Annotated in this window: 25 protein-coding genes and 2 riboswitches; of the genes, 9 read left to right on the top strand and 16 right to left on the bottom strand. The window is 66.5% G+C overall.

The window, feature by feature from the left end:
* Positions 1 to 6: 6 nt before the first annotated feature.
* The 7 genes from SBP01_RS04000 to SBP01_RS03970 all read right to left on the bottom strand — a co-directional run bounded on the left by SBP01_RS04000 (position 7) and on the right by SBP01_RS03970 (position 5,699).
* Entirely contained in the window at positions 7 to 315 is a 309-nt protein-coding gene (locus SBP01_RS04000; protein ID WP_320537549.1) for a DUF6457 domain-containing protein, read from the bottom strand.
* Positions 312 to 989: a molybdenum cofactor guanylyltransferase gene (locus SBP01_RS03995; protein WP_320537548.1), complete on the bottom strand. Its 678-nt coding sequence runs from the start codon at positions 987 to 989 to the stop codon at positions 312 to 314. The genes SBP01_RS04000 and SBP01_RS03995 overlap by 4 nt, the downstream gene beginning before the upstream one ends.
* Before the next feature lie 87 nt (positions 990 to 1,076).
* Positions 1,077 to 1,577: an HNH endonuclease gene (locus SBP01_RS03990; RefSeq protein WP_320537547.1), complete on the bottom strand. Its 501-nt coding sequence runs from the start codon at positions 1,575 to 1,577 to the stop codon at positions 1,077 to 1,079.
* A gap of 234 nt (positions 1,578 to 1,811) precedes the next feature.
* Complete coding sequence (locus SBP01_RS03985; RefSeq protein WP_320537546.1) at positions 1,812 to 2,582, bottom strand: NlpC/P60 family protein; 771 nt, start codon at positions 2,580 to 2,582, stop codon at positions 1,812 to 1,814.
* Positions 2,583 to 2,733: 151 nt separating this feature from the next.
* A complete protein-coding gene (locus SBP01_RS03980) occupies positions 2,734 to 3,411 on the bottom strand; it encodes a C40 family peptidase (RefSeq protein WP_275214560.1) in 678 nt (225 codons plus the stop codon).
* Positions 3,412 to 3,481: 70 nt separating this feature from the next.
* A riboswitch (cyclic di-AMP (ydaO/yuaA leader) is annotated at positions 3,482 to 3,642 on the bottom strand.
* 148 nt (positions 3,643 to 3,790) lie between these two features.
* A complete protein-coding gene (locus SBP01_RS03975; RefSeq protein WP_320537545.1) occupies positions 3,791 to 4,618 on the bottom strand; it encodes a M23 family metallopeptidase in 828 nt (275 codons plus the stop codon).
* Between the two features lie 3 nt (positions 4,619 to 4,621).
* Positions 4,622 to 4,859, bottom strand: a riboswitch (cyclic di-AMP (ydaO/yuaA leader).
* Between the two features lie 147 nt (positions 4,860 to 5,006).
* Positions 5,007 to 5,699, bottom strand: coding sequence for a metal-dependent transcriptional regulator (locus SBP01_RS03970; protein WP_275214562.1), 693 nt, complete (start codon positions 5,697 to 5,699; stop codon positions 5,007 to 5,009).
* 267 nt (positions 5,700 to 5,966) lie between these two features.
* Here SBP01_RS03970 and serC point away from each other — a divergent pair, with 267 nt between their 5' ends.
* Complete coding sequence (gene serC / locus SBP01_RS03965; protein WP_320537544.1) at positions 5,967 to 7,097, top strand: phosphoserine transaminase; 1,131 nt, start codon at positions 5,967 to 5,969, stop codon at positions 7,095 to 7,097.
* 42 nt (positions 7,098 to 7,139) lie between these two features.
* On the opposite strand, the gene SBP01_RS03960 is transcribed toward serC, so the two are convergent.
* Genes SBP01_RS03960 through SBP01_RS03950 form a run of 3 tightly spaced genes read right to left on the bottom strand, consistent with a single transcriptional unit; the run spans position 7,140 to position 9,497 of the window.
* Positions 7,140 to 8,459 (bottom strand): MFS transporter, encoded by a 1,320-nt coding sequence (locus SBP01_RS03960; RefSeq protein WP_320538280.1) that lies wholly within the window; start codon positions 8,457 to 8,459, stop codon positions 7,140 to 7,142.
* 45 nt (positions 8,460 to 8,504) lie between these two features.
* Positions 8,505 to 9,104, bottom strand: a complete 600-nt coding sequence (locus SBP01_RS03955) for a DUF3027 domain-containing protein (protein WP_320537543.1) — start codon at positions 9,102 to 9,104, stop codon at positions 8,505 to 8,507.
* A 9-nt stretch (positions 9,105 to 9,113) separates the two neighbouring features.
* Positions 9,114 to 9,497, bottom strand: a complete 384-nt coding sequence (locus SBP01_RS03950) for a cold-shock protein (protein ID WP_275214565.1) — start codon at positions 9,495 to 9,497, stop codon at positions 9,114 to 9,116.
* A gap of 296 nt (positions 9,498 to 9,793) precedes the next feature.
* Here SBP01_RS03950 and SBP01_RS03945 point away from each other — a divergent pair, with 296 nt between their 5' ends.
* The 6 genes from SBP01_RS03945 (at position 9,794) to SBP01_RS03920 (ending at position 16,955) form a co-directional block, all read left to right on the top strand.
* Positions 9,794 to 10,027 carry a hypothetical protein gene (locus SBP01_RS03945; protein ID WP_275214566.1) on the top strand — a complete coding sequence of 78 codons (234 nt, stop codon included), beginning with the start codon at positions 9,794 to 9,796 and terminating at the stop codon, positions 10,025 to 10,027.
* A 10-nt stretch (positions 10,028 to 10,037) separates the two neighbouring features.
* Entirely contained in the window at positions 10,038 to 12,533 is a 2,496-nt protein-coding gene (locus SBP01_RS03940; protein ID WP_320537542.1) for a helicase-associated domain-containing protein, read from the top strand.
* A 13-nt stretch (positions 12,534 to 12,546) separates the two neighbouring features.
* Positions 12,547 to 14,190 carry a DNA repair helicase XPB gene (locus SBP01_RS03935; RefSeq protein WP_275214568.1) on the top strand — a complete coding sequence of 548 codons (1,644 nt, stop codon included), beginning with the start codon at positions 12,547 to 12,549 and terminating at the stop codon, positions 14,188 to 14,190.
* A gap of 61 nt (positions 14,191 to 14,251) precedes the next feature.
* Positions 14,252 to 14,965, top strand: coding sequence for a response regulator transcription factor (locus SBP01_RS03930; protein ID WP_056346636.1), 714 nt, complete (start codon positions 14,252 to 14,254; stop codon positions 14,963 to 14,965).
* A 2-nt stretch (positions 14,966 to 14,967) separates the two neighbouring features.
* The gene (locus SBP01_RS03925) at positions 14,968 to 16,560 is read left to right on the top strand and encodes a HAMP domain-containing sensor histidine kinase (RefSeq protein ID WP_320537541.1); all 1,593 of its coding nucleotides are present in this window, start codon (positions 14,968 to 14,970) and stop codon (positions 16,558 to 16,560) included.
* 107 nt (positions 16,561 to 16,667) lie between these two features.
* On the top strand, positions 16,668 to 16,955 hold the full coding sequence (locus tag SBP01_RS03920; protein ID WP_275214570.1) for a WXG100 family type VII secretion target: 288 nt from the start codon (positions 16,668 to 16,670) through the stop codon (positions 16,953 to 16,955).
* A gap of 21 nt (positions 16,956 to 16,976) precedes the next feature.
* Here the strand turns inward: SBP01_RS03920 and SBP01_RS03915 are convergent, their stop codons facing one another.
* From SBP01_RS03915 to SBP01_RS03890, 6 genes are all read right to left on the bottom strand, one after another.
* Positions 16,977 to 18,023 (bottom strand): ribonuclease HI family protein, encoded by a 1,047-nt coding sequence (locus SBP01_RS03915; protein ID WP_320537540.1) that lies wholly within the window; start codon positions 18,021 to 18,023, stop codon positions 16,977 to 16,979.
* A gap of 182 nt (positions 18,024 to 18,205) precedes the next feature.
* Positions 18,206 to 19,834, bottom strand: coding sequence for a chaperonin GroEL (gene groL, locus SBP01_RS03910; protein ID WP_275214572.1), 1,629 nt, complete (start codon positions 19,832 to 19,834; stop codon positions 18,206 to 18,208).
* A 294-nt stretch (positions 19,835 to 20,128) separates the two neighbouring features.
* Positions 20,129 to 21,427 (bottom strand): ABC transporter substrate-binding protein, encoded by a 1,299-nt coding sequence (locus tag SBP01_RS03905; protein WP_414004260.1) that lies wholly within the window; start codon positions 21,425 to 21,427, stop codon positions 20,129 to 20,131.
* Positions 21,424 to 21,630 carry a cold-shock protein gene (locus SBP01_RS03900; RefSeq protein WP_275214573.1) on the bottom strand — a complete coding sequence of 69 codons (207 nt, stop codon included), beginning with the start codon at positions 21,628 to 21,630 and terminating at the stop codon, positions 21,424 to 21,426. The genes SBP01_RS03905 and SBP01_RS03900 overlap by 4 nt, the downstream gene beginning before the upstream one ends.
* Before the next feature lie 167 nt (positions 21,631 to 21,797).
* Positions 21,798 to 22,427: a LytR C-terminal domain-containing protein gene (locus SBP01_RS03895; RefSeq protein ID WP_320537539.1), complete on the bottom strand. Its 630-nt coding sequence runs from the start codon at positions 22,425 to 22,427 to the stop codon at positions 21,798 to 21,800.
* Positions 22,428 to 22,478: 51 nt separating this feature from the next.
* Positions 22,479 to 22,808 carry a DUF3263 domain-containing protein gene (locus tag SBP01_RS03890; RefSeq protein ID WP_320537538.1) on the bottom strand — a complete coding sequence of 110 codons (330 nt, stop codon included), beginning with the start codon at positions 22,806 to 22,808 and terminating at the stop codon, positions 22,479 to 22,481.
* 123 nt (positions 22,809 to 22,931) lie between these two features.
* Between SBP01_RS03890 and SBP01_RS03885 the strand changes: the two genes are divergently transcribed.
* Both SBP01_RS03885 and SBP01_RS03880 read left to right on the top strand, forming a co-directional pair.
* Positions 22,932 to 23,702 carry a uracil-DNA glycosylase gene (locus tag SBP01_RS03885; protein ID WP_320537537.1) on the top strand — a complete coding sequence of 257 codons (771 nt, stop codon included), beginning with the start codon at positions 22,932 to 22,934 and terminating at the stop codon, positions 23,700 to 23,702.
* A gap of 14 nt (positions 23,703 to 23,716) precedes the next feature.
* Positions 23,717 to 24,556, top strand: coding sequence for a siderophore-interacting protein (locus SBP01_RS03880; protein WP_320537536.1), 840 nt, complete (start codon positions 23,717 to 23,719; stop codon positions 24,554 to 24,556).
* The last annotated feature ends 8 nt before the right edge of the window (positions 24,557 to 24,564 follow it).

The following is a 24,564-nucleotide window of genomic DNA, read 5'->3' as shown; positions in this document are numbered from 1 at the left end:
CGGTGATCATTCGACGGGGGCCCCGGCTGATTTCGGTTCTGTGGCCGCAGAGTCGTAGTCGGCGGCCAGGGTCCTGGCACGGTCCAGGGCTGCGTTCATGGCGGCGGCATCAGGTGCTTGCCCCGGGCCGGCAGCCAGGCCCGCGGCGAGGCCGGCAATAAAGGTGGTCAGTGGTGCGGCCGGGCGCACTACCGAGTGTGCCGCCACTCCGGCCAACGAAAGGATGGCGTTGACGTCAATCTGCACGTCTTCCAAGTCATACGCCTGCAGCAGCGACCTGCTCCACTCTTCCAGCGTCTCGTCCTGACTTTTCACGCTCTGCCTCCCAATTCATCTGCGGCCGCTTTGCTCCGGGAGCCACCAAGTGGACCAGGGCCGCCCACCCCGAGTGTGGCGGCGTCGTCCCAGGTGTCCACGTCTGCCGTGGACCGGGCCGGAACGGCAACAGGCTTTACGTCAAGACTAGCAAGGAGTGCCCGAACCGACCCGTTGATCAGTTGACCCCTGGCCGCAAGTTCAGCCGCCGAGCGTTGTAGCGCGGGCGTGCTATAAAAGCCCACCAGGGGCTGCCGGCGGCCATCCTCCGAGACAGCCACCACGCCGTCGCACGTTGTCAGGGGACCGGCGGCCAGCAGCCCCTCCCGAAGTGCCGTCACCGCCTGCCGCACATTCGGCATGTCGCAGGCAAGAACAAGGGTCACCGGCGGCCGGCTTCCACCGGCCTTCGCCAGCGCCGCAAGCCCGGCGGCAATGGCCGCGGCCGGACCGCCGAAGGCGGGCTCCTCGCGGCAGCTGAGGATGCCGGCCGGATGTTCCGCGGGCTCAGGACCCACCACAACCACGGCCCGGGCACCTCCGGCAGCGGCGATGGAGCGGCCCAACAAGGTGTCGCCGTCGTACTTCAGCCCCTGCTTGGGCACGCCGCCCAGGCGTTCCGAACGGCCGCCGGCAAGAATGACGGCATCAAAATCGAACGAGTCTGCATCCACCAGCCCAGCCTAGCCGCGCCGGAACGTCCGTGGGCATGCGCGACTGTTACTCCTCGCGCGCGCCCGAAACCGGCAGTCCGGAAGCGTTCAGGCCGCCCGTTCAGGCAGCAAAAACGGATCCCAGGCAGGCGTCGGCTTCTCCAGTTCCTTGATCTGCCAGATGGTGCCGTGCGGCGCTTCCGGCACAAACCTCAGCTTCCAGCCCATCTCGGCCGGGGTGTGGTCACCTTTGCTGTTGTTGCATCGGAGGCAGGCGGCCACCAGGTTCTCCCACGAATCGGCACCGCCACGCGATTTGGGCTGCACGTGGTCGATGGTGTGGGCACCTTTGCCGCAGTAGGCACACCGGTGACCGTCGCGCCGGAGGACGCCGCGGCGGCTTACCGCGGTGCTCTGGTTATATCTGGGACGGATGTAACGGTTCAGGAGAATCACAGACGGGCGGCCCAGAATCTCCTGCGGCCCCACCACGGGGTCATCGCCCTCGGCAATAACACTGGCCTTGCCCGTGAGCACAAGCACCAGCGCCCGGCGGAAGGTGACTACCGCCAGCGGTTCATATCCAGCATTCAGAACGAGAGTGCGCATGCACTTACCTCTTTGTGGCCGCACCCGTCAGGGGCACGAGGGCCGGCTGCCCCCGGCATATCCGGGCTATGGATCGACACCACAAGAGTAAACAAAAAATGCCCGGATAAACTAATCGCTCGGTCCGGCCGTTTCCGGGATGCCCGGCCTGGCGGCTGCCGCCGCGTCCCTGAGGGAACAGACAGCAAAGGACCCCCGCCACCAGGCAGGGGTCCTTTGAAGGCTCAACAGCTGTTAGGACACGCGGATGAAAACCGGTCCTGATCCAACATTGGCGCTGAACACAACGGTCTGGTTGCCGTTGTAGCCGCCGTGCACGGCCTGGCCGTTGCCTGCGTAAACGGCAATGTGGGCCATGCCCGCGCCACCGTTTGCGTAGTAGATCAGGTCGCCGGGCTTTGCTTCTGCTGCACTGACGGTGCGGCCCAGGGAGAGGTAGCCTGCGGGCCAGTCATGGAAGTTGATGCCTACGGCGGCCAGTGAGTTGGTCACGAGCATGGTGCAGTCCTGGTTGACGCCCAGCTGGGCGTACGCTGCGGACAGGATGGCCTGGCCCTTGCCGCTGGCAGCGACCGGGGCGGCCGGAGCCGCGGGGGCGGACGAAGCAACCTTGATGGCGGCCGCAGGCGCCGCGGCGGGAGCGGCCGCGGCTGCCGGGGCTGCCTCAACAACGGGCTCGGGCTCCGGCTCTGCGACGGGAGCCGGCGTGGTGGTTACTGCCGGCTTCTCGTAGGAGATGGCGATCGTGGATTCAGCCGAAATAACGGCCGGCGCGGCCGTTCCAATTTCAAAGCTGGCCGTCGAAGCGGCTTCGCGCTGCACATTGGTATCAGCGGCGTTGGCCGCGATACCGCTGGTCAGGACCAGGCCGGAGGCAGCAGCGATAACCGCAGCCTGACGGCCCATGCCGCCGGCGTTGTCGCCGACAGCCTTGGCAATGACAGCCAGCGAGTTGGTCTTGGTGACCTCGGCGCGGTGCCGTGCAACAGTTGCACGTGTCGTCATCAATTTTTCTCTCTTTCGTGTTCCTCGGGACCGCGAGGGCAGCCCAAGGTCTTTGGACGCGCCGGCATCTTGGGGGTACGCCGGCACGCCCCGAACGGGGATTTAGCGAAGAGTTTCCAGGAAAGAAACGGGAGGAAGTCCGGAGTTAGGACTAGCCCAGGGTGTAGAAGGAGGACGTGCCCGTTGCTGCAGCGGCGTGCAGCAGGGTGCCTTGGGAGGGGTTGAGCGCGCTGATCATCATGCCGTTGCCCACGTAGATGCCCACGTGTGCGCCACCGTTCTGCATGACCAGGTCACCGGGGGACGGCGTGGAGGTGGGCCGCATGGCGTTCCAGGCATTGGTGCGGGGAATGCTGATGCCGGCCTGGGCGTAGACCCACTGGGTAAAGCCTGAGCAGTCCCAGCCATTGGGAGTGGTGCCGCCCCAGAGGTAGGGGTGGCCGATGCCGGTGTAGGCGATAGCTGCCAGGCCCGACGCGGCTGCCGAAGAAACGGCAGCTGCAGGCTTGGCTGCGGCATCCTTGGTTACGTCAGCAGCACGGCTTGCCGTTGCTGTTTCCGTTGCCGTGGACTGAGCACGGACCGGCGCGATCACGGGTGCAGCCGTGGTCTTGACTACCGGGCGCTCGAAAGACACGGTGGCAGTGGGTGCGGCGGTGACGGCAAGAGCAGCCTGGGCAGATCCGGACTCGGTAGACGCGGACACACCAGCGGTGGTGTCCGCGGCGTTGGCCGGAAGCCCCATGGTCAGGATGAGACCTGACGCGGCTGCGATAACAGCAGCCTGGCGACCTACGGTCCCGGCGTTTGCACTTACTGCCTTGGACACGGAGCCCAAAGGATTGGTGCGAACCGTTTGCGCACGGTGGCGCGCAGAATTATGGCGTGAAGACACGAAGGTAGCCTCTCCCAATGCCTGCGAGGTGAGCTGTCGGATTCGGATGGGAGTCACCCGGCCGCGCTGCTTCCTGGGAAGCTTTGCGACTTAACCCCAAGGCCTTCAGAATCGAAGACCAAAATTGGTTCCCCCGCCCCTGCCAGACGATGTCATGCGAACGGACCTTGAGCGGTGGCAGAGCTAGGCAATCCACTCAAGAACGTCAACTTCGGAAAAGTTGACGCGACTTAGACGTTACAGGACTTCAGAGCGAATGTCACATTCAGGTCACGGCAAGCCGAAGAGATTTGAGAGTTTGCCATCATTTGGCTCAGAGCCAGCCTGTGGGGTCAACGACTTCGCCGTTGACCTGAACCTCGAAGTGGAGGTGGCAGCCGGTGGAGGCGCCCGTGGTGCCGCTGAGGGCCACCACCTGGCCGCGGGTCACGGTCTGGCCAACGGTCACGGAGGCTGAGGACAGGTGGTTGTACGTGGTTTCCAAGCCGTTGCCGTGGTCGATCACGACGCGGTTGCCACCGCCGTACTGATGCCAGCCTACGAAGGTCACGGTGCCGCTGGCGGCGGCCAGGACCGAAGTTCCGCATTGGGCCACGTAGTCCTGGCCGCGGTGAAAGTCGCCGGTACCACCCGTAATGGGGCTGATCCTGAAGCCGAACGGGGACGCCGTGATGAGCTGCGCGAGCGGCGCTCCCAGGCTCCCGGCGGAGGCAGCCCGGGTAATGGACCCGGCCGACTGCGCACTCAACAGTTGTTTCAGCTTGCCGTCCGGGTCACCCTGGGTCACCACGGAAGAACGGCTGAAATCAATCTGGGCCCCGGCCGCGGCCGAAATCTCCGGCTGCGGAGCGGCTGACACGGCCGCAACGGAGTTGCCGGGCTGCTGGTCTGCCATGATCGGGCCCGTTGCCGGAACGGTGACGGTCAGGATCAGGCCGGTGGCAGCAAGTGCCACGCCGGCCTTCTGCCCAACACCGCTGGCGGCGGCGAAGTCGGTGACCTGCCGGAAGGCGCCCCGACGGCGGCGCCGCGCTTCACGCTGGGGATCGCGGGGCCTCTCCGCAGTGTGATCCTCAACCGCGCGGGGCGCAGCAGCGGGGCCGGCCGCGCGGCGGCGGCCCCTGGAGTAATGCGTGGTCAAGAATGTTCCTCTCTGGATAGCCTGCGAAGTTAGCTGTCGGATTCGGGTCAGAGAGTTCTAAGACCCGGTCCGCCGTTGCAAGCACTCGGCGCAGAGATACCCATGAGGGTCCTGGGAGAGGCTTGCTGCTGACGGACTTCACCCCAAGGCAGCCTTGCGACTGCCGGTTGTGGTTCCCCCGCCTCTGCCAGTGGATGACTCGTGCACCTGATCCGCTGGCAGAGCTCGGCTCCGGATCAGGTAACGCTTTTATATCGACGCTTGGGTTTAAACTATAGGCGATCAAAACGGGCAGTAACAATTCCGTTATATTTGCGGAACTGACGGCCGTGCGCTAGCCCCTTGCGTCGGGGTGCCGCAGAGCGGCCTCCTGCTGGAGCTCCCGGCCCTAGCTGATGGAAACGAAAACGTGGGCCGCGACCTCGGGCGGCAACTCGAGCGCACCTTCAATGCCCGGAACCCGCACTGATATGTACTCGCCGACGCGCTCGAGGGAGACTGCCGCGCCGGGCCGGATGCCCCCTTCGTCGAGCTGCACCAGCAACTCGGGTTCCACCTGGATGGGCTCGGCCAGCCTGCTGACGGTCACGCTCGACGTCGGCCCGTATCCGCGCATGGCCTCAACGAGATTAATCACACCTGCTTCCGGCAGGGCGGCAGCACCCCCCAGCGCAGCCAGCCCGGGGATGGGGTTGCCGTAGGGCGACTTGGTGGGGTGGTCAAGGAGTTGGTAGATGCGCCGTTCCACACGCTCGCTCATCACATGCTCCCAGCGGCACGCCTCGTCATGGACGTACGCCCAGTCCAAGCCAATGACATCGGCCAGGAGCCGCTCGGCGAGCCGGTGTTTGCGCATGACTTCGGTGGCGCGCTTGCGGCCGGTGTCGGTAAGTTCCAAATGACGGTCTCCGGAGACCACTACCAGGCCGTCCCGCTCCATCCGGCCAACAGTTTGGGACACGGTAGGTCCGGAATGGCGCAGCCGCTCGGCGATGCGGGCGCGGAGGGCAACGATGTTTTCTTCTTCAAGCTCCAAAATGGTTCGAAGATACATCTCCGTGGTATCGATCAGATCCGTCATCCAGCTCAGCTCCTCGAGCACAGTACCTTGCGTTGACCCACCGTATCGCGTTCAAGCCGCAGCGAGGTCCAGTAAAAAGCTTAGCCTATTTTGAATTTGTCCGGATAATCGGCCGCCGTCTCACTGGCCAGACTGTGACGGTGCCGGTTGCAGCCCTGTCCAGGGTTTCAGGCAGAATAAAAGCGGCCCTCGTTGCAGTCGCCGCTGATTGCCGGCCACCCCACCGTCCCGGACGCCAAACATGTCCATGCCGAAATTGGAGCCCTTGTGAGCGAAACCAGCATCACTATTCCCGCCGATCTCCTGCCCAAGGACGGACGCTTCGGTGCGGGACCGTCCAAGGTCCGGCCGGAGCAGCTTGAGGCACTCCAGGCAGCATCGCGGACCATCCTGGGCACTTCCCACCGCCAGGCGCCCGTCAAGAACCTGGTGGGTTCCGTCCGGGAGGGCCTCAGCCAGTTCTTCCGCGCCCCGGAGGGCTACGAAGTTGTTCTCGGCGTCGGCGGCTCCACCGCATTCTGGGACATCGCCAGCTTCGGGTTGGTGGAAAAGAAGGCCCAGCACCTGTCCTTCGGCGAGTTCGGTTCCAAGTTCGCGGCCGCCACCAACAAGGCGCCGTTCCTGGAGGGCTCGTCCATCATCAAGTCCGAGCCGGGCACCCGGCCGGCCGCCCGGGCCGAAGCCGGCGTGGATGTTTATGCCTGGCCGCAGAACGAAACTTCCACCGGCGTCGCGGCTCCCGTCCAGCGCGTGGAGGGTGCCGACGCCGGCTCCCTCGTGCTGGTTGATGCCACCTCCGCCGCCGGGGGGCTTGATGTGGACGTGGCCGAGGCGGACGTGTACTACTTCGCCCCGCAAAAGAATTTCGCGTCCGACGGCGGCCTGTGGCTGGGCCTGTTCTCCCCCGCCGCCCTGGAACGCGCCGCGCGCATCAAGGCCAGCGACCGCTGGATCCCGGATTTCCTGGACCTGCAGACGGCCATTGATAACTCGAGGCTGAACCAGACGTACAACACACCCTCGCTCACCACGCTGGTGACCCTCGATGCCCAGGTTCAGTGGCTGAACAAAAACGGCGGGCTCGATTTCGCCAGCAAGCGCACTGCCGACTCAGCCGGCCGGATCTACGCCTGGGCCGAGGCCTCCGGCTACGCCACACCGTTCGTGGCCAAGGCCGAGGACCGCTCCAACGTCATCGCCACCATCGATTTTGATGACTCGATCGACGCCGCCGCGATCGCCAAGGTGCTGCGCGCCAACGGTGTGGTGGACACTGAGCCGTACCGGAAGCTGGGCCGCAATCAGCTCCGGATCGCCACCTTTGTCGCCATCGAGCCGGACGATGTTTCCGCCCTGCTGGCCAGCATCGACTACGTCGTGGGCGAGCTGCGCAAGTAACGTCCACACGGCATGAGCGTCCCGCAGGGGAGCGTAAGTGCGTCAGCGTTCGACGGCGTCGTCCGGGTTCTGGTCCCGGGCGGCGCCGTTTGCTGTGTCCCCCAGTGTGGAGACGACGCGGAAGAGGCGCAGGCCGCGGGCCCGCCGGTTGAATGTCAGCCGGAGCTGCCGCGCCCGGATGATCCACACCATGCCGATCAGGGCCGCGGCGATCCCGGAGGCGGCGGCCACGGTCAGCGACCAGCGGGGGCCGGCCACATTGGCCACCCACCCCACCAGCGGCGCCCCGATGGGTGTGCCGCCCATGAAGATGGCCATGTACAGGGCCATGACTCTGCCCCGCATGACCGGATCGGTGGTGGTCTGGACGTAGCCGTTCGCGCTGGTCATCATGGTGATTGCAAACAGGCCCACCGGCACCAGCGCAACACCGAACCAGAAGTAGTCCGGGGCCAGGGCGGCCAGTCCGGAGGTCACGCCGAAGGCAGCGGCCGCGCCGAAGATCATCCGCAGCCGGGGTTTGCCCCGGCCGGCGGACAGGAGTGCGCCGGTCACGGACCCGATGGCCATGATCGAATTCATCAGCCCGAAGGCGCTGGCGTCCAGCCCGAACTCCGTCCCCACCATGGCAGCGATGAAGAGCACGAAGTTGAGCCCGAGGGTCCCCACAATGAAAACCGCCACCAGGACCACCACAATGTCCGGCCGGAACCGCACGTAGCGCAGCCCCTCCCGGATACGGCCTTTTCCGGGCGCCGCGCGGGGAAGCTGCCGCAAGGACGCCGTCGGGATCCGCCACAGGCTCAGGAGCATGGCCAGGAACGTGACGGTGTTGATCAGGAACACCCAGCCGGGGCCAACGGCCACCGTCAGGAGCCCGGCCACCGCGGGGCCGATCATGCGGGCCACATTGAAGGAGGCACTGTTCAGTGCGACGGCATTGGGGAGGTAATCGTCGCGGACCAGCTCAGAGACGAAGGTCTGGCGAACCGGCGCGTCCAGCGCGGACACCAGGCCCAGGAGAAGGGCAAAGCAATATACGTGCCACAGCTGCCCGGCTCCGATAACAACCAGGATCCCCAGTCCGGTACTGAGCAGGGCCATCACCGACTGGGTCATGACGAGCAGCTGTTTGCGGCTGTAACGGTCCGCCACAAGCCCGGCCACCGGCGCCAGGAACAGCTGGGGTCCCAGCTGGAGGGCCATGGTGATGCCCATGGCACCGGCGTCCTGATCCGTCAGGTGGTCAAACACCAGCCAGTCCTGGGCCGTCCGCTGCATCCAGGTTCCGATGTTGGAAACCAGCGCACCAATGAACCAGATCCGGTAGTTGAGGATGTGCAGGGATTTGAAGGTGGACATCATGGCCGGCCTCCGTGTTGATCAACCCTGCGTGTTAGCAACTGCCTAGTCAGTCCCGCCGGCGGGTTCGTCTTCTTCGGAATCGGCAGGACCCTCCTCGGCGGGTTCACCCTCGGCGGCCTCATCGTCGGCGGGCTCGTCGGCGGGCTCGTCGGGGATCGGTTCGTCGTGCGCCGCGGACCCGGGCGTGCGGCCCCGGCCAGCCTGTGAGTCCGATTCCTCCACTGCCTGCGCGTCTTCGGGGCGGACGCGCTCGGCCCACGGCACCCATTCCGGGGACAGGATGGAATCCTCGGACGGGAGCAGGCCCAGCTCGCTGACGGTGACCACTTTGGAGCGCGAGTTCCGGGTCACCACCGCATACCATTGCCAACCCTGGTAGCCGGGCAGCTTGGATTCGAAGAGATGGGTGACCAGCCGGTCGCCCTCGCTTTTGGCGGCGATATGCTGCCCGATGTCCGACGGCGCCGTGATGCCCTCGAGCGCGGTCCGCGCCACGTCAACGGCAGACGCCAGAAAAGCATCCGGTTTGCCGGTCCGCCATACGGGCACGCCGGCGCGGCGTTTGGCTGCAGCCTTAACACCGGCCGGCTCCGCGGCAGCGTCCGGCTGTTCAGCGTCCGGCTGTTCAGCTTCCGGGTTCATAGCCAAGGCCTAAACGTCCAGCTCGTCGGCAACCTTACGCAGGGCCGCCGCGATGGCTTTGCCCTTGTTGCCTTCCGGGTATTTGCCCGCAGACAGGGTTCCGGAGAGGTTGTCCAGGACGCTCACCAGGTCCTGCACCAGCGGCGCCAGGTCCCGGGCGTTTGGCCGCTTGGCCTTGGCGATGGACGGGGTTTTGTCCAGGACGCGCAGCCCGAGCGCCTGGGCGCCTTTCCGGCCGTCCGCGACGCCGAACTCAACGCGGGTGCCGGCCTTCAGGTCCGTGACGCCTTCGGGCAGCGCTGATTTGGGCAGGAAGACCTCCTGGCCGTCTTCGCCGGCGAGGAAGCCGAAACCCTTTTCCTTGTCATACCACTTGACCTTGCCGGTAGGCACGTAATCAACCCTCTTCGTTCTGCGTCTTAAGACACGGCCGGCAGTCACCGCATCCGCACCAATATGCGGGTTCAGGGTATGACAGCGACGGACCGTGTTGGTCTGTTCCTTCAAGGTTATCCTGCCGGGGACGGATTTCCGCTTTCACCGGCACCTGGTGATGCCCCGGGCTGCCCCGTGGCCACGCCCTTTGTCCCGCCGTGGTCCGGCCCGTTCCCGATGGCTCCTGCCGGCCCGGTGGCAAGGGCGCCGGCCCGCCCCGCCCAGTGTCGGCCAGCCCTGTTAGCGTTACGTGCATGACACCCTCGCGTTACCGCCGCCCACTGATGATTTCCGCAGCGGTAGTTGCCGTTCTTTCCCTCGTGGCGGTCGGGGCGGTAATGGCCCTGGCCTTCGCTGGCATGGCCGCCCCGGTCTGGGTCACGTCCGTTGCCTTGTACGGACTGCCCGTGGCCTTCCTCCTGATGCTCTTCCTGGTCCTGGACAGCGTGGCGGGAAGGCGCCGGGCGGGAAAGTCCGGCGGGCTGTAACGTTGGACTGATGTCCCTTATCCGCGCGCTCAGCAAAGAGTTGGAGGCACGCAGCGACGACTCGCTGCGGGCCCTCTTCGCGGCGCGGCCGGACCTCATCTCTCCCCCGGTCCCGGATTTTCCCGCCCTGGCCGCGAGGGCCAGCGCTAGGGTCAGCGTCCAACGCGCCCTGGAGCGTCTCAACAGGCCCCAGATGCAGGTGCTGGAGACACTCCACCTGTGTACCAACACGGACACAGCGCACAGCGCTTCGGCGGCGGGCGTGCGGAAGCTTATTGCCGGGTCCACCGTGGCGGCCGTGGAGCGCATCCTGACCTCGCTCCAGGACCTTGCCCTGATCCACCGGGCCGAGCCGCCGCACGGAACTCCGGCAGGGCACCGTCAGCGCTACTACCTGCCCGTGGGGTGCCTCAAGGACGTGGTGGGCATCTACCCCGCCGGCCTGGGCCGCAGCTACACCGAGCTGGTCCGGCTTCAGCCGGCGTTCGCCCAGCGCGTGGTCCAGCTCGTTGCCGAACTGCGCCACAGCGGCGTCGCGATCCAGGAAGCCACCACCCCCATGGAGGCAGCGCTCGCGCTGCAGCACTGGACATCCTCACCGGAGGCGCTCGCCCAGGCTTTGGCGGGAGCCCCGGAACGGACGACGGCGTTACTCGCCAAATTCCGCAACTGGGCCATGGGCGCCGTCCCCCAGGCGCAACGGAAAGCGTCCGTCACACATCAGGGCACCGACGTCGGGCCCGTCGACTGGCTGCTCGCGCGGGGGCTCCTGGTCCCGCTCGACGCCGCCCACGTGGAACTGCCCCACAGCGTGGGACTGTCCCTGCGCGGCGGTGCCATCATCAACGACTTCACCCTTTCACCGCCGGTTCCGCAACTGGGCAGCACCACGGCTGCCCTTCGCCGGAACGCGGCCTTGGGCGCCATCGCGGAAACCCTCCGGCTGGTGGGCGAGCTCCTGCACGCCGTCAGGGCACAACCGCTGGTTACCCTGCGCAGCGGCGGAGTGGGCGTGCGCGAGATGAAGCGGCTGGCCGAATTCCTGCGACTCGATCAGCACCAGGCGGGCCTGCTGCTGGAGCTCAGTGCACTCTCGGGCCTGCTGCGGCTGGATGTTGACTCCTCCACCTGGGTACAGCCGCCGGATCTGGAGTGGCTGGGCCTCACCCGGCAGGAGCAATGGCTGTGGCTGGTCAACGCCTGGCTTGCCAGCGAGCGCGTCCCGTCGCTGGTGGGGCAGCCGGTCAGCGGGCCGGCGGGCGCGTCCGCCGCGCACCGGGGGCTGGCCGGGACCACGGTCAATGCCCTGTCCGCCGAGGCGCAGCGGCCCGACGCCCCGGTGGTCCGGAAACGGATCCTGGAGATACTGAACGAACTCACGCATGAGGCGGGTGCAGTCGACGGCACGGCCCCGGTCCTGGACGCGGCCGCTGTCCTGCAGCGGGCCGAATGGGCGCAGCCACGGATGGCCCGCCGGTTCAGTTCCCTGATCAAGGGGGTGCTGGCCGAAGCAGAGCTGCTGGGGCTGACCGGATCCGGCGCGCTGAGCCAGCTCGGCAGCGCCATTGCCGACGACAAGCCGGACGAAGCCTTGAACATCCTCGGCGAACACCTGCCCGCAGCGCTTAACCACGTCCTGCTCCAGGCAGACCTCACCGCCGTTGCCCCTGGCTACCTGGCCCCGGAGCTGAGCGAGAAGCTCCTGCTGATGGCCGACGCTGAAGGCCAGGGCCCGGCCACCATCTACCGGTTCTCCCCCGACTCCATCAGGCGGGCGCTCGACGCCGGACATGACGCGTCGAGCCTGCTGGGGTTCCTCCGGGAACATTCAGCCACGGCGGTGCCCCAGCCGCTCGAATATCTGGTGGAAGATACCGCATCCAGGCACGGCCGTCTCCGGGTGGGGGCAGCGGCCAGCTTCATCCAAAGCGATGACGAGGCCGCGGTCCTGGAGCTTGCGTCCGAATCACGGGCGGCCCTGCTGGGCCTGGCCCGCATCGCGCCGACTGTCCTGATCTCCGCGGTGCCGCCCCGGGAAACTGCCCAGGTCCTGCGGGGGCTGGGGTTCTCCCCGTCTGTAGAGGAATCCGAGCCCGCCCTGGTCCGGCTCCGGCGGACCACCGGCGTCCCGGGCGGCGTCCGGCCCGTTTACACCGCGCCGCGCACCGCGCCTGCGGAGGATGACCTGGCTGCCCAACTGGCTGTGCTGCGGAACGGCAGGCAGGACGGCCGCCCGGGCAGCGGTGGCCGCCCGGACACCGCCATCGGGTCCGGCGAAGCGGCCACCCAGCTAGGCCTTGAGACCCTGCAGCGCGCCATCCGGCTCAAGCAGCTGGTGAGCATGAACGTGGTGGACAGCCACGGGAATTCCATCCTGGAAACGGTTGTTCCCTTGTCTGTGGGCGGGGGCCGTGTCCGGGTCTTCGATCCGGCCAAGGAAACCGAGCGTGTCCTCTCCATCCATCGCATCATCGACGTCGAAGCCGCGGAGGAACTGCGGCAGTGAAGGATCTCCGCACGTGAACGACGGCCCGCTGATTGTCCAGAGCGACAAGACCATCCTGCTGGAAGTGGACCACGAGCTCGCTACCGAAGCCCGCCATGCGATCGCCCCCTTCGCAGAGCTGGAACGCGCCCCCGAACACATGCACAGTTACCGGCTGACGCCCCTGGGCCTCTGGAATGCACGCGCCGCCGGACTGGACGCGGAGCGGGTCCTGGACACGCTGCTCAAATACTCACGGTTCCCGGTGCCGCATTCGCTGCTGATCGACGTCGAAGAGACCATGTCCCGGTACGGCCGGCTCCGCCTTGAAAAAGACCCCCAGCACGGGCTGGTGATGCGCACGGATGACTACCCGGTCCTCGAAGAGGTGATCCGGGCCAAGAAGATCCAACCCCTCCTGGGGCCACGGATTGATGGCGAAACCATCGTGGTGCATTCCTCCCAGCGCGGCCAGCTCAAACAGCTGCTCCTGAAGATCGGCTGGCCGGCAGAGGATCTCGCCGGCTACGTTGACGGCACACCGCACCTGATTGCCCTCAATGAGGACGGCTGGAAGCTGCGCCCCTACCAACAGCTCGCCACCGAGAATTTCTGGGCCGGCGGCAGCGGCGTGGTGGTGCTCCCCTGCGGTGCCGGGAAGACCCTGGTGGGTGCCGCAGCCATGGCCACCAGTTCCACCACCACGCTGATCCTGGTCACCAACACGGTGGCCGCGCGTCAGTGGAAAGATGAGCTGCTCAAGCGCACCTCCCTCACGGAGGACGAAATCGGCGAGTACTCCGGAGCGGTCAAGGAGGTCCGGCCGGTAACGATTGCCACCTACCAGGTGCTCACCACCAAGCGGGGCGGCCTTTACCCGCACCTGGAGCTGGTGGACGGCCACGACTGGGGCCTGATCATCTACGACGAAGTCCATCTGCTGCCGGCGCCCATCTTCCGCATGACCGCCGATCTCCAGGCGCGCCGCCGGCTGGGCCTCACGGCCACCCTGGTGCGGGAGGACGGCCGCGAAGGCGAGGTCTTCAGCCTTATCGGTCCCAAACGGTACGACGCACCCTGGAAGGACATCGAGTCCCAGGGCTACATTGCGCCGGCGGACTGCGTCGAGGTCCGTATAGACCTGCCCCGGGACGAGCGCGTGGCGTACGCCATGGCCGAGGACGCGGACAAGTACCGGCTCTGTTCGACGTCGGAGTCCAAGACCCTGATTGTCGAAGAGTTGGTTGCCCGGCACCAGGGCGACCAGCTGCTGGTGATCGGTCAGTACATTGACCAGCTGGACGAGATCGGCGAGCGCCTGGGCGCACCCGTCATCAAGGGCGATACCTCGGTGAAGGAACGGCAAAAACTCTTCGACGCGTTCCGTGCCGGCGACGTGCAGACGCTGGTGGTCTCGAAGGTGGCCAACTTCTCCATCGACCTGCCGGAGGCCTCGGTTGCCATCCAGGTCTCGGGCTCGTTCGGGTCCCGCCAGGAAGAGGCCCAGCGGCTGGGCCGGCTGCTTCGGCCCAAGAAGGACGGGCGGGCTGCCCGCTTCTACTCGCTGGTGGCCCGGGACACCCTCGATCAGGATTTTGCGGCTAAAAGGCAGCGGTTCCTGGCGGAGCAGGGGTACGCCTACCGGATCATGGACGCGAAGGATGTGGGGGCCGCCTAGGCTCACGGAACACACACCTGCCGTCCAGAAAACTCACAGATTCTGGGAGCATGATGGGAGCATGAAGAAGACCGGTCCCGAAGCCAAGCTCCTCGTTGTTGACGATGAACCCAACATCCGCGAGCTGCTGTCCACGTCCCTTCGCTTCGCCGGTTTCGAGGTGGTTTCGGCTGCCAACGGACGGGACGCCCTGGCCGCCGCCGAGCTGCACGCTCCGGACCTGGCTGTGCTGGACGTTATGCTGCCGGACATGGACGGGTTTACCGTCACCCGCAAGCTGCGGGCATCCGGCAAACACTTCCCCGTCCTGTTCCTGACGGCGAAGGACGACACCGAGGACAAGGTCACCGGCCTCACCGTCGGCGGGGACGACTACGTCACCAAGCCCTTCAGCCTGGACGAGGTGGTGGCCCGCATCCGGGCCGTCCTGCGCCGCACGCAGCCGCTGCTGGATGACGACGACGCCGTCATCCGGGTTGATGACCTGGAGCTCGACGACGATGCGCACGAGGTGCGCCGCGGCGGCACCGTTATTGAGCTCTCCCCCACCGAGTTCAAGCTGCTGCGCTACCTGATGCTTAACCCCAACCGGGTGTTGTCCAAATCCCAGATCCTTGACCATGTCTGGGAATACAACTTCAACGGCGACGCTTCGATTGTGGAGTCCTACATCTCTTACCTGCGCCGCAAGGTGGACATTGATCCGGATGCCCCGGCTCTGATCCAGACCAAGCGGGGCGTGGGCTACGTGCTCCGGACGGCAGAGAAGCGCTGACCTTGCTGCAGCGGTGGAAGTCGGCCTCCCTGAGGTCCCAGCTGGTCGCCATCATCATGGCGCTGCTGATTGTTGCCCTGACGGCCACCGGGGCAGGAACCCTGGCGCTGCTGCACAGCTATCTGGTGGGCCAGGTGGACGACAAGCTGAACGCCGCCGTCGAACTCGCCAGCAAGCAGCGCTCGTTTACGCCGTTGCAGGCGCCCAATCCGATCGTGGTACCCACCGATTATTCGCTGACCCTTTTTGTTCCGGGCGAGGAACCGTACCCGTTCGGCGGAGACGCCAATGTCCGTCCCGATATCAGCAGCATCTCCCTGGAGGAGGCCCAGAGGCGGGGAACCCAGCCCTACCAGGTCCGGGGCACCGACGGGCAGAACTGGCGTGTGGTGGCCGTGACAGTCCTCAGCGGCGGGCGCCTTGCCGTGGTGGTCATCGGTTTGCCGCTGCAGAGCGTGGATGACGTCCTCAAACACGCCACCCTGGTGATCTGCGGGGCAGGCCTGCTCACGCTGCTGCTCGCGTCGCTGATTGCCAGCTGGACCGTGTCCCGGTCCTTCCGTCCCTTGGCCCGGGTGGAGAAGACGGCTGCCGCCATCGCCGCGGGGGACCTTTCCCGGCGCGTGGACATCGATAACCCCCACACCGAACTCGGCCGGCTCGGCAGCTCGCTGAATGCCATGCTGGCGCACATTGAGACCGCTTTTGCCGCCAGAACCGCCTCCGAGGCCAGGATGCGCAGGTTCGCGGCTGATGCCTCCCATGAACTGCGAACGCCGCTGGTGACCATCCGGGGCTTCTCGGAGCTTTACCGCCACGGCGCCCTTGCCACCGAGGAGGATGTGGCCACGGCCATGGGCCGGATCGAAAGCGAAGCCAAACGGATGGGGTCCATGGTGGAGGACCTCCTGTTGCTGGCGCGCCTGGACGAACAGCGCCCGCTCCAGCAGAAACCCGTTGACCTGCAATTGATTGCGCACGATGCCGTGGTGGACACGCAGGCGAGCGAGCGGACCCGCACCATCTCCCTGATCGGGCTCGACGGCGGCCCCGCCGCACCGGCCCCTGTGCTGGGCGACGAAGCGAAACTGCGTCAGGTGGTGGGAAACCTTGTGGGCAATGCCCTGCGCTACACCCCCGAAGGCAGTCCCATCGAGCTGGCCGTAGGCACCCGCACCTCTGACAGCGGACAACCACGCGCCGTCATTGAAGTCCGGGACCACGGCCCCGGCATCTCGGAAGAGGAAGCAGCGAAGGTCTTTGAGCGCTTCTACCGCGCGGACACCTCCCGCACCCGCGAGACCGGCGGAAGCGGGCTGGGGCTCGCCATTGTCGCCGCAATTGTGGGTTCGCACGGCGGGTCCGTCAGGGTGGCAACGACCGACGGCGGCGGCGCAACCCTGGTGGTCAGCCTGCCCCTCCGGAATGAGGCGGCTGACAGCAGCGCCGAGGATGAGGCTGAGCGGCAGACGGAGGATGACCCAAACGGGGGGAACGGGCAACCCGAAGGGAACGCCCTGCCCGCTGGGAACTCCATGCACGAGGGGAACTCACTGCACGGCGGCCCGGGCGACGGCAAGGTTATCCACATATAACAATCGGCCGTGGCGTGCCGGCTGCGCCGCTCCGTAGGCTCGTTGCAGTGGCCCGGGTCAGCCGGGCGGGCAGCCGGACTGCCCCACTACATCGAGAGGCATCAGCCATGAGCATCATTTCCGTCGACACCGAACTGCTTGAGCTCAAATCAGCGAACGTCAAAGCCACCGTGGACCGCATCAGCGCCGACGTCCAAACCATGAAGCGCGGCCTGGACGAACTGCAGGGCACTTGGCGCGGCTCGGCAGCCACGAATTTCCAGGCCCTGGTGACGGAGTGGACTCTGACCCAGGGCAAGGTCGAGGCGTCGCTGGCGTCCATCAACATGGCCCTGGCATCGGCGGCAAACACGTATGCCCAGGCCGAGCAGGGAAACACGCAACGTTTCAGCTGAGCCCGTTGCCGGTGGTAAAGCTCAGGCTTCGGGTGTGCCCTGATGGAACCGGAGCCGCCACTTGGTGCCGTCCAGTACCCACAGGGAGCTCCGGAGAACCGGGCCCGAGCGCGTGTAGCTTCGGTACGTCAGCAGGACCGCGTCGGCGCCAATCCGGTCCGCGCCCAGGATTTCGAGGTCCGTGTGGTTGCCCGGGTCCTCTTCCAGTGCCATCATCATGGCGTCCCGGGTCCAGACCCTGCCGGAGCTTCCGATCTCCATGAAGTCCGGGTGCAGGAGGACGCCGGTGCGGCCAATATCGCCCCTGGCTTCAGGGCCGGCCAGTTCCCGCTCGAGGGCCTCGACGATCGCCTCCGGGCTTGGCTCGGCCCCGGTGGCCTCCGCCTGATCGAACGCCTCGGCCTCGAGCTCGCTGAACAGGTCGGGCTCCGCAAAGGAGGCCTGTCCAAAGCGACCCGCACTGACGGCAGCAGAAGGCTCGTTGCGGGCGGCCGGGGCGGCGGTACGCCCGGCCCCGGCAGCAGCGCCCGCAGGCCCGGTGGCTTCGGCGGACTGGTTCCCGGCCTCGGCGGCACCGGCGGGCTGGCCCGCTGCAACGGGCGCACCGGCGAAGCCGGGCCCGGATCGGGCGGCGACACCCTGCTGGTAGGCGGTGGCCGCCGCGCGGGCCCGTTCATCGGCCGCCTCGTTGAGGTCATGACCGGCGTGGCCTTTAACCCATTCGAACGTGTACTTGCGGCCGGCAAGTTCACGGTCCAGTTCCTTGAGCAGCTCAAGGTTCATCACGGGCTTGCCGTCCCCTTTTCGCCAGCCTTTCCGTTTCCAGCCCGGCATCCATTTGGTGATGGAGTTGATAACGTACTGGCTGTCGCAGAGGACCTTCAGGTGTTCATCGGGAAGGTGGGCAGTGGCACGGAACAAGTCGAGGACGGCCATCAGCTCGCCCTGGTTGTTGGTGCCGTGCGGCCATCCGCCCGCCCGCCAGGAGTGGTCGTCCACGTACCAGGCCCAGCCGGCCGGCCCCGGGTTGCCTAAAGCCGAACCGTCGGCCGCTGCTGTAATTGTCACTGTTCCATCCTGCCAGAGATCCCGCCTGCCCTTGACGTCGGCGCCTAACACCTGACCTTGACGCCGGCGCCCTGACGCCTGCCCCTGATGTCGGCGCTTAACGGCCGACGGCGGCCCCCACCCTTGGTGAGGACCGCCGTCGAGCGTTGTGCTTTGGTGCTTCGTGCTTGGAAAGCCGGGGGCTAGAAGCCGCCCATGCCGCCCATCTCGTCGCCGCCACCCATGGCCGGAGCGTTCTTCTCCGGCTTGTCGGCCACAACGGCCTCGGTGGTGAGGAAGAGGCCGGCAATGGAGGCCGCGTTCTGCAGGGCAGAGCGGGTCACCTTGACCGGGTCGTTGATGCCGGCGGCCAGCAGGTCGACGTATTCGCCGGTGGCTGCGTTCAGGCCGTGGCCTGCGGGCAGGCCACGGACCTTGTCCACCACAACACCGGGCTCCATGCCGGCGTTGAAGGCGATCTGCTTCAGCGGGGCGTCGATGGCAACGCGGACGATGTTGGCGCCCGTTGCCTCGTCACCCGTGAGGTTCAGGTTGGCGAACGCCTTGGCGCCGGCCTGGATCAGTGCAACGCCGCCACCGGCGACGATGCCTTCTTCAACAGCAGCCTTGGCGTTGCGGACAGCGTCCTCAATGCGGTGCTTGCGTTCCTTGAGCTCAACCTCGGTTGCGGCACCGGCCTTGATGACTGCAACGCCGCCGGCCAGCTTGGCCAGGCGTTCCTGCAGCTTCTCACGGTCGTAGTCCGAATCGGAGTTTTCGATCTCGGCGCGGATCTGGGAAACGCGGCCAGCGATCTGGTCGGCGTCGCCGGCACCTTCGACGATGGTGGTTTCGTCCTTGGTGACAACAACCTTGCGGGCCTTGCCGAGGAGTTCCAGTCCGGCGGTCTCCAGCTTGAGTCCGACTTCCTCGGCGATGACCTGGCCACCGGTGAGGACAGCAATGTCGGCCAGCTGGGCCTTGCGGCGGTCGCCGAAGCCCGGAGCCTTGACGGCAACAGACTTGAACGTGCCACGGATCTTGTTGACGATCAGCGTGGCCAGGGCCTCGCCTTCGATGTCCTCGGCGATGATCAGCAGCGGCTTGTTGGACTGCATGACCTTTTCCAGGACAGCAACCAGTTCCTTGACGTTGGAGATCTTGGAGTTCACGATCAGGATGTACGGGTCCTCAAGGACCGTTTCCTGACGCTCGGTATCAGTCACGAAGTAAGCGGAGATGTAACCCTTGTCGAAGCGCATGCCTTCGGTGAGTTCGAGCTCCAGGCCGAAGGTGTTGGACTCCTCGACGGTGATGACGCCTTCCTTGCCCACCTTGTCCAGGGCTTCGGCGATCAGGGCGCCGATTTCATCGTCACCAGCAGAGATGGAGGCGGTGGCCGCGATCTCTTCCTTGGTTTCGATTTCCTTGGCGGAGGCAAGCAGCTCAACGGTGACGGCCTCTACGGCCTTCTCGATGCCGCGCTTGAGGGACAGCGGGTCAGCGCCGGCCGCGACGTTGCGCAGGCCTTCCTTGACCAGGGCCTGGGCCAGCACGGTTGCCGTGGTGGTGCCGTCGCCTGCGACGTCATCGGTCTTCTTGGCAACTTCCTTGACCAGCTCGGCGCCGATCTTTTCGTAAGGGTCGTCCAGTTCGATCTCCTTGGCGATGGAAACACCATCGTTGGTGATCGTGGGGGCGCCCCACTTCTTTTCGAGGACGACGTTGCGTCCACGCGGGCCGAGGGTGACCTTGACGGCGTCGGCGAGGATGTTCAGGCCCCGCTCAAGACCGCGGCGTGCCTCTTCATCAAATGCAATGATCTTGGCCATAACGGCAGTAGTCCTTTCGGGACAGTCGTTAAGAATGAACCGCACTGCAGTGCCCGCGACGGACGATCCTTCGCCCGTGGCCTCTGTACGCCGGGGCTGGGGATCTCACTCCAGCTAGGTATTTCTCTCGCTCCGAGCCCGGTGCCAAAGCTGCGGAAGCGGCGGATGCCGAACCTTGCTTTAGCAGTCGGTACGTCAGAGTGCTAACTCAATAATTAGCACTCCCCCGGTGAGAGTGCAAGCGAATGGACGCCTGAACCGCCTATCCGGCGGGTGGCCGTTCGCCGTTGGCGATCAGCCCGCGGTGCGGCCTGCGGCCTCGCGTCCGGTGAGCACGGCCCTGTTGTCCACGCCATAGGTGAAGACCATGAAGTTCGCCGCCGTGATATCGCCATGGGAGTCGAACGCAATATGCCCCGATTCGCCGTCGTAATTGATTTTTGCCCCCGTCTTCAGCACGGCCAGGCAGTCGGCGTAGGTGCGGCATGTTTTACCGGCCGGGGCGGTTTCCTGGCCGTCCGGGGTCCCGCCGGATGCTGTGATCAGGTTGGCTGCGATGGAGCGGCCGGCGTCGTCACCGGCCGTAGCCGCAGCCAGCGCCGCAAGGTTCACGGCATCGTAGGCTTCGGCCCCGAAGGACAGGTCCTTCAGGCCCGGACTGATGGCCAGCAGCCGCGCCTGGAACGCAGCCGAAGGGAGGCCGCCGGGCACCACGGCGCGGGCACCATCGAGGGCCTTCGAGCCAAGCCCCGAACCGTACTGCGCGAAGGCACCGTCACTGAGGATGAGCTTGCTGCCGGACAACCCTGCGTTGTTAAGTTCGGCGAGGGCACCCTGGGCGTCCTCCCGGGCGATCAGAACCACGGCGTCAGGTTTGGCTTCCCGGGCGGCCGCCGCTGCCTTCTGCGCGGCACCCGGCTTGAAGGCCGTGGTGCTGACCGTTTCCAGGCCGGCAGCCGTGGCAGCGGCGGCCACGGCCGCGGAGACGTCGTTGCCGTAGGCGCTGTCCTGGTGGACCACGGAGATTTTCCTGGCCCCGCCGTCCTTGGCGAGCTTCACCAGCACGGAGGCCTGGGCAACGTCCGTTGGCGCGGTCCGGAAATAGTAGCCGCCGCTCTTGTACGTGCTCAGCGCCGCCGCCGAGTTCGCCGGCGAGATCAGCGGTGTCCTGGCCGCGGACAGGACGTCGATGGCAGCTGCCGCGTGGCTGGAATCCGTCGGCCCAACCACGGCGTCGGCTTTGCCGTCAACGAGTTTCCTGGCCTGCTGCCCGGCATCGTCGCCCATTTCGATGATCAGTTCGACAGGCTTGCCCTTGTGTCCCCCGGCTGCGTTGATGTCCTTGACTGCAGCCTCCGCGGCGGCCCGCTGCGCATCATTGAGGAAGCTCTGCTCCCCCGTGTTGTCCAGGATCAGGCCGATCCGCAGGGTTCCGTCGCCGGAGGCCTCCACGGTGTCCAGCCGGGCGTTGCCCCCGGCGGCACCGGCGCACCCGGCGAGTGCCAGGAGGAGGGCTGCCGCCGCGGTGCCGCGGAGGATTGCCAAGGGCGGGGTGCCGCGGAGGATTGCCAAGGGCGGGGTGCCGCGGTTCACTCTGCGGGCCGGACGCTATCGGCCTGCGGGCCTTTCTCGCCTTCGCCGACTTCCAGCTCCACCCGCTGCCCTTCTTCGAGGGCGCGGAAGCCTTCGCCGTCGATGGCCGACCAGTGCACAAAGACGTCATCCCCGGAGCCATCCACGGTAATGAAGCCATAGCCCTTTTCGGCGTTGAACCACTTGACGGTTCCCAATGCCATGATGTCCACTCTTTCCGTAGTGCCGACGGTCCACCCCGCTGTGGGCCGTGTACGTCCGTGCGCCGCGAACGGGCCCGAAGCCTCAATTCACTCTAGCCACAACCCGTGGGGGCGGCCGGGCCGCCCGGCCCCGGCGGCCCGAACGTTATGGTCGCGTGACCGGGGCGCTACCGGTAATCGGGCCCCAGCACCACAACCAGGGGCACCTGGAACTCCTGGCTGTCGGCCAGCGTGGGGACGCCCAACAGGGTCCCGAGTGCTTCGGCGTTGGCCCGCTGCGCCGCACCAGCGTAGAAGATCCGGGACGCCTGCTGCGGTGCGCCGGCCCAGTTGCCGACCTGCCCCAGCGTCCAGCCGTCGTTCTGCAGCATCGAGCTGACCCGTCCGGCCAGCCCGGCTGTCCCGGCCGCGTTGTACACGGCGACTCCCTGGGCCTTGTTCAGGACCGCGGCCTTTTCGCTGGCGGACGGGGACGCCGAAGGCTCCGGGCTGGCTGAAGCCGCGGCGCCCGGGGAAGGCTCAGCGCTGGGCGATGATTCCGGGCTGGCCGACGGGGCGGAGCTTGCCTTGGGTGAGGCGGACGCCTCCAGGCTCGTGGAGAGTTCCGTGCCGGCCTGCGTGAACCCGAGTTTGGGAAGAATCAGGAAGGAAACAAGTCCAATGGCCAGCGCGGCGATCCCCACAGCCAGAACGGGCCAGAGCCTGCGCCGGGCGGCCGCCGTGGCCGTGCGGTGGACGCCTTGCCGCGAGGCGGTCTCCGGTACCTTGTCGAATTCATCGCGAGCGTATTTGGTCATGGTGCAGGGACGTCCTTGTTGATTGCTGCTGATGGCTCAGCACGAAATTAGTCAGGCGTCGGAACCCAGGCGGCGAGCAGTGCGTGCCCGGTGACGCGACGTACGTAGTCTACGCAATCTCTTCACCAGCATGGGATCGTGGGCCAGCGCCGCCTCGGAATCAATGAGGGCATTGAGCAGCTGGTAATAGTGCGTCGCGGACAGGTCGAAGAGCTCCCGGATGGCCTGTTCCTTGGCGCCCGCGTACTTCCACCACTGCCGTTCCAGGGCCAGCATTTGCTGGTCGCGCTCGCTCAATGGGGAGTCCCGCAGGGTGAAGTCAGCCAGCAGCCGGCTTTGCTCCGCGGCGTCCGGCAGGTGTTCCCGAGCAGGCTCCGCCACGGCACATCCCTTCGCTGGTGAGGTTGAAATCTCATCCCATGCTACGGCGTAAATAACATTGTTGTCATTTGAAGCCGGGCGCCCCGGGCCGGGTCCGGCGGAAAACTTTGCAAGAATGGGACGGTGTTTGAACCTGACGCCCTGTTCGAGCTTGCGGCGGAGCCGGCGGACGCCGTTGGCTTCGCCGAGCTGGCTGCAATGCCGCTGGGTGAGCTGATGACCCCCGACTGGGCGGCCGCGCTGGCCCCGGTTGAAAAGGAGCTGCGGGACGTCCTCACCTTCCTTGCGGCGGAGGTGGAGGCGGGGCACCGCGTGCTGCCGGCGCCGTCGAACGTCCTTCGCGCCTTCAGGCAGCCGCTGGCTGATGTCAAGGTCCTCATCGTCGGCCAGGACCCCTATCCCACCCCTGGCCACGCCGTGGGACTTTCCTTCGCCGTTGCCCCGCGGACGCGGCCCATCCCCCGGAGCCTGGCCAACATCTACCGCGAACTCGAGTCCGATCTCGGCATCCCACCGCGGGTCCACGGGGACCTGTCCGCCTGGGCCAATCAGGGCGTGCTGCTGCTCAACCGGGTCATGAGCGTCCGCGCGGGCGCCGCCGGCTCGCACCGCGGTAAAGGCTGGGAAGTGATCACGACGGCGGCAGTCACCGCAGTTGCCCACCGCCGCACGGCCGATGGCCGCAGTCTGCCGCTCGTGGCGGTGCTGTGGGGCAAGGACGCGGAAAGTGTCCGTCCCCTTCTGGACGGCGCGGCAGTGGTATACAGCGCGCACCCCAGCCCGTTATCGGCGTCGCGCGGTTTCTTCGGCTCCAAACCCTTCAGCACCATCAACAGGCTGCTGCGGGAGCAGGGCTCCACGGGCGTAACCTGGGAGCTCCCGCCGGTTGTTTAGCTTAGGGTTGCCTTATGAGCACAGTGCCGGCCGCCACGAGCGCAACGAAGAACACCCGTCCGCAGATTGACCTCACGGTGATCCGGCGTGAAGAACTGTCACCGCACATGGTCAGGATCGTGGCGGGCGGCCCGGGCTTCGCCGCCTATGTAAACAACGACTATGTGGACCGTTACATCAAGATTGTGTTCCCGCAGCCCGGCGTTGAGTACACCCGGCCGCTGGATCTGTGGACCATCCGCGAAACCCTGCCCCGGGCCCAGTGGCCTTTCACCCGTACTTACACGGTCCGCTGGGTGGATACCGCAGCACAGGAACTGGCCATCGACTTTGTGATTCACGGGGACGAAGGCCTGGCGGGGCCGTGGGCTGCCGGTGCACAGCCCGGGGACACGTTCACATTCACCGGGCCCGGCGGCGGCTACAACCCCTCCCCCGAGGCCGACTGGTACCTCCTCGCCGGGGATGAGGCCGCCCTGCCGGCCATCGCGGCCGTCATCGAATCCCTGCCCGCGGAGGCCCGCGGCCTGGCCTTCATTGAGGTGGACAGCGACGCGGACATCCAGCACATCGCAGCCCCGGCAGGCGTGCAGCTCAACTGGCTCCGCCGGAACGGGGCCCCCGCCGGCGGGGGTGACCTCCTGGTTTCGGCCGTGGCCGGCGCCGACTGGCTGGAGGGACGGGTGGACGTTTTCGCCCATGGCGAGCGCGGCTACATGAAGGCCCTGCGGACCGTGCTCTTCGCCGAGCGCGGCCTGGAGCGGAGCCAGGTTTCGCTGTCCGGCTACTGGGCAAAGGGCCGGGTGGAAGACGACTTCCAGGCTGAGAAGAAACTCCCCATAGGGAAGATCTAGGCAGGGAA

Origin of the sequence: Pseudarthrobacter sp. IC2-21, from assembly GCF_034048115.1 — a bacterium.
Classification (GTDB): domain Bacteria; phylum Actinomycetota; class Actinomycetes; order Actinomycetales; family Micrococcaceae; genus Arthrobacter; species Arthrobacter naphthalenicus.
Note: the sequence above shows the minus strand (reverse complement) of the source record. Positions and strands in the feature narration are given on the sequence as shown.

What these genes read in the sequence shown, in the direction of transcription:
- SBP01_RS03900 (WP_275214573.1), bottom strand. Translation starts at nt 21,630, where the DNA reads ATGGCATTGGGAACCGTCAAGTGGTTCAACGCCGAAAAGGGCTATGGC.
- SBP01_RS03970 (WP_275214562.1), bottom strand. Translation starts at nt 5,699, where the DNA reads ATGACGGATCTGATCGATACCACGGAGATGTATCTTCGAACCATTTTG.
- SBP01_RS03930 (WP_056346636.1), top strand. Translation starts at nt 14,252, where the DNA reads ATGAAGAAGACCGGTCCCGAAGCCAAGCTCCTCGTTGTTGACGATGAA.
- SBP01_RS03945 (WP_275214566.1), top strand. Translation starts at nt 9,794, where the DNA reads ATGACACCCTCGCGTTACCGCCGCCCACTGATGATTTCCGCAGCGGTA.
- SBP01_RS03920 (WP_275214570.1), top strand. Translation starts at nt 16,668, where the DNA reads ATGAGCATCATTTCCGTCGACACCGAACTGCTTGAGCTCAAATCAGCG.
- SBP01_RS03990 (WP_320537547.1), bottom strand. Translation starts at nt 1,577, where the DNA reads ATGCGCACTCTCGTTCTGAATGCTGGATATGAACCGCTGGCGGTAGTC.
- SBP01_RS03880 (WP_320537536.1), top strand. Translation starts at nt 23,717, where the DNA reads ATGAGCACAGTGCCGGCCGCCACGAGCGCAACGAAGAACACCCGTCCG.
- SBP01_RS03985 (WP_320537546.1), bottom strand. Translation starts at nt 2,582, where the DNA reads ATGACGACACGTGCAACTGTTGCACGGCACCGCGCCGAGGTCACCAAG.
- SBP01_RS03955 (WP_320537543.1), bottom strand. Translation starts at nt 9,104, where the DNA reads ATGAACCCGGAAGCTGAACAGCCGGACGCTGAACAGCCGGACGCTGCC.
- SBP01_RS03960 (WP_320538280.1), bottom strand. Translation starts at nt 8,459, where the DNA reads ATGTCCACCTTCAAATCCCTGCACATCCTCAACTACCGGATCTGGTTC.
- SBP01_RS03940 (WP_320537542.1), top strand. Translation starts at nt 10,038, where the DNA reads ATGTCCCTTATCCGCGCGCTCAGCAAAGAGTTGGAGGCACGCAGCGAC.
- SBP01_RS03895 (WP_320537539.1), bottom strand. Translation starts at nt 22,427, where the DNA reads ATGACCAAATACGCTCGCGATGAATTCGACAAGGTACCGGAGACCGCC.
- groL (WP_275214572.1), bottom strand. Translation starts at nt 19,834, where the DNA reads ATGGCCAAGATCATTGCATTTGATGAAGAGGCACGCCGCGGTCTTGAG.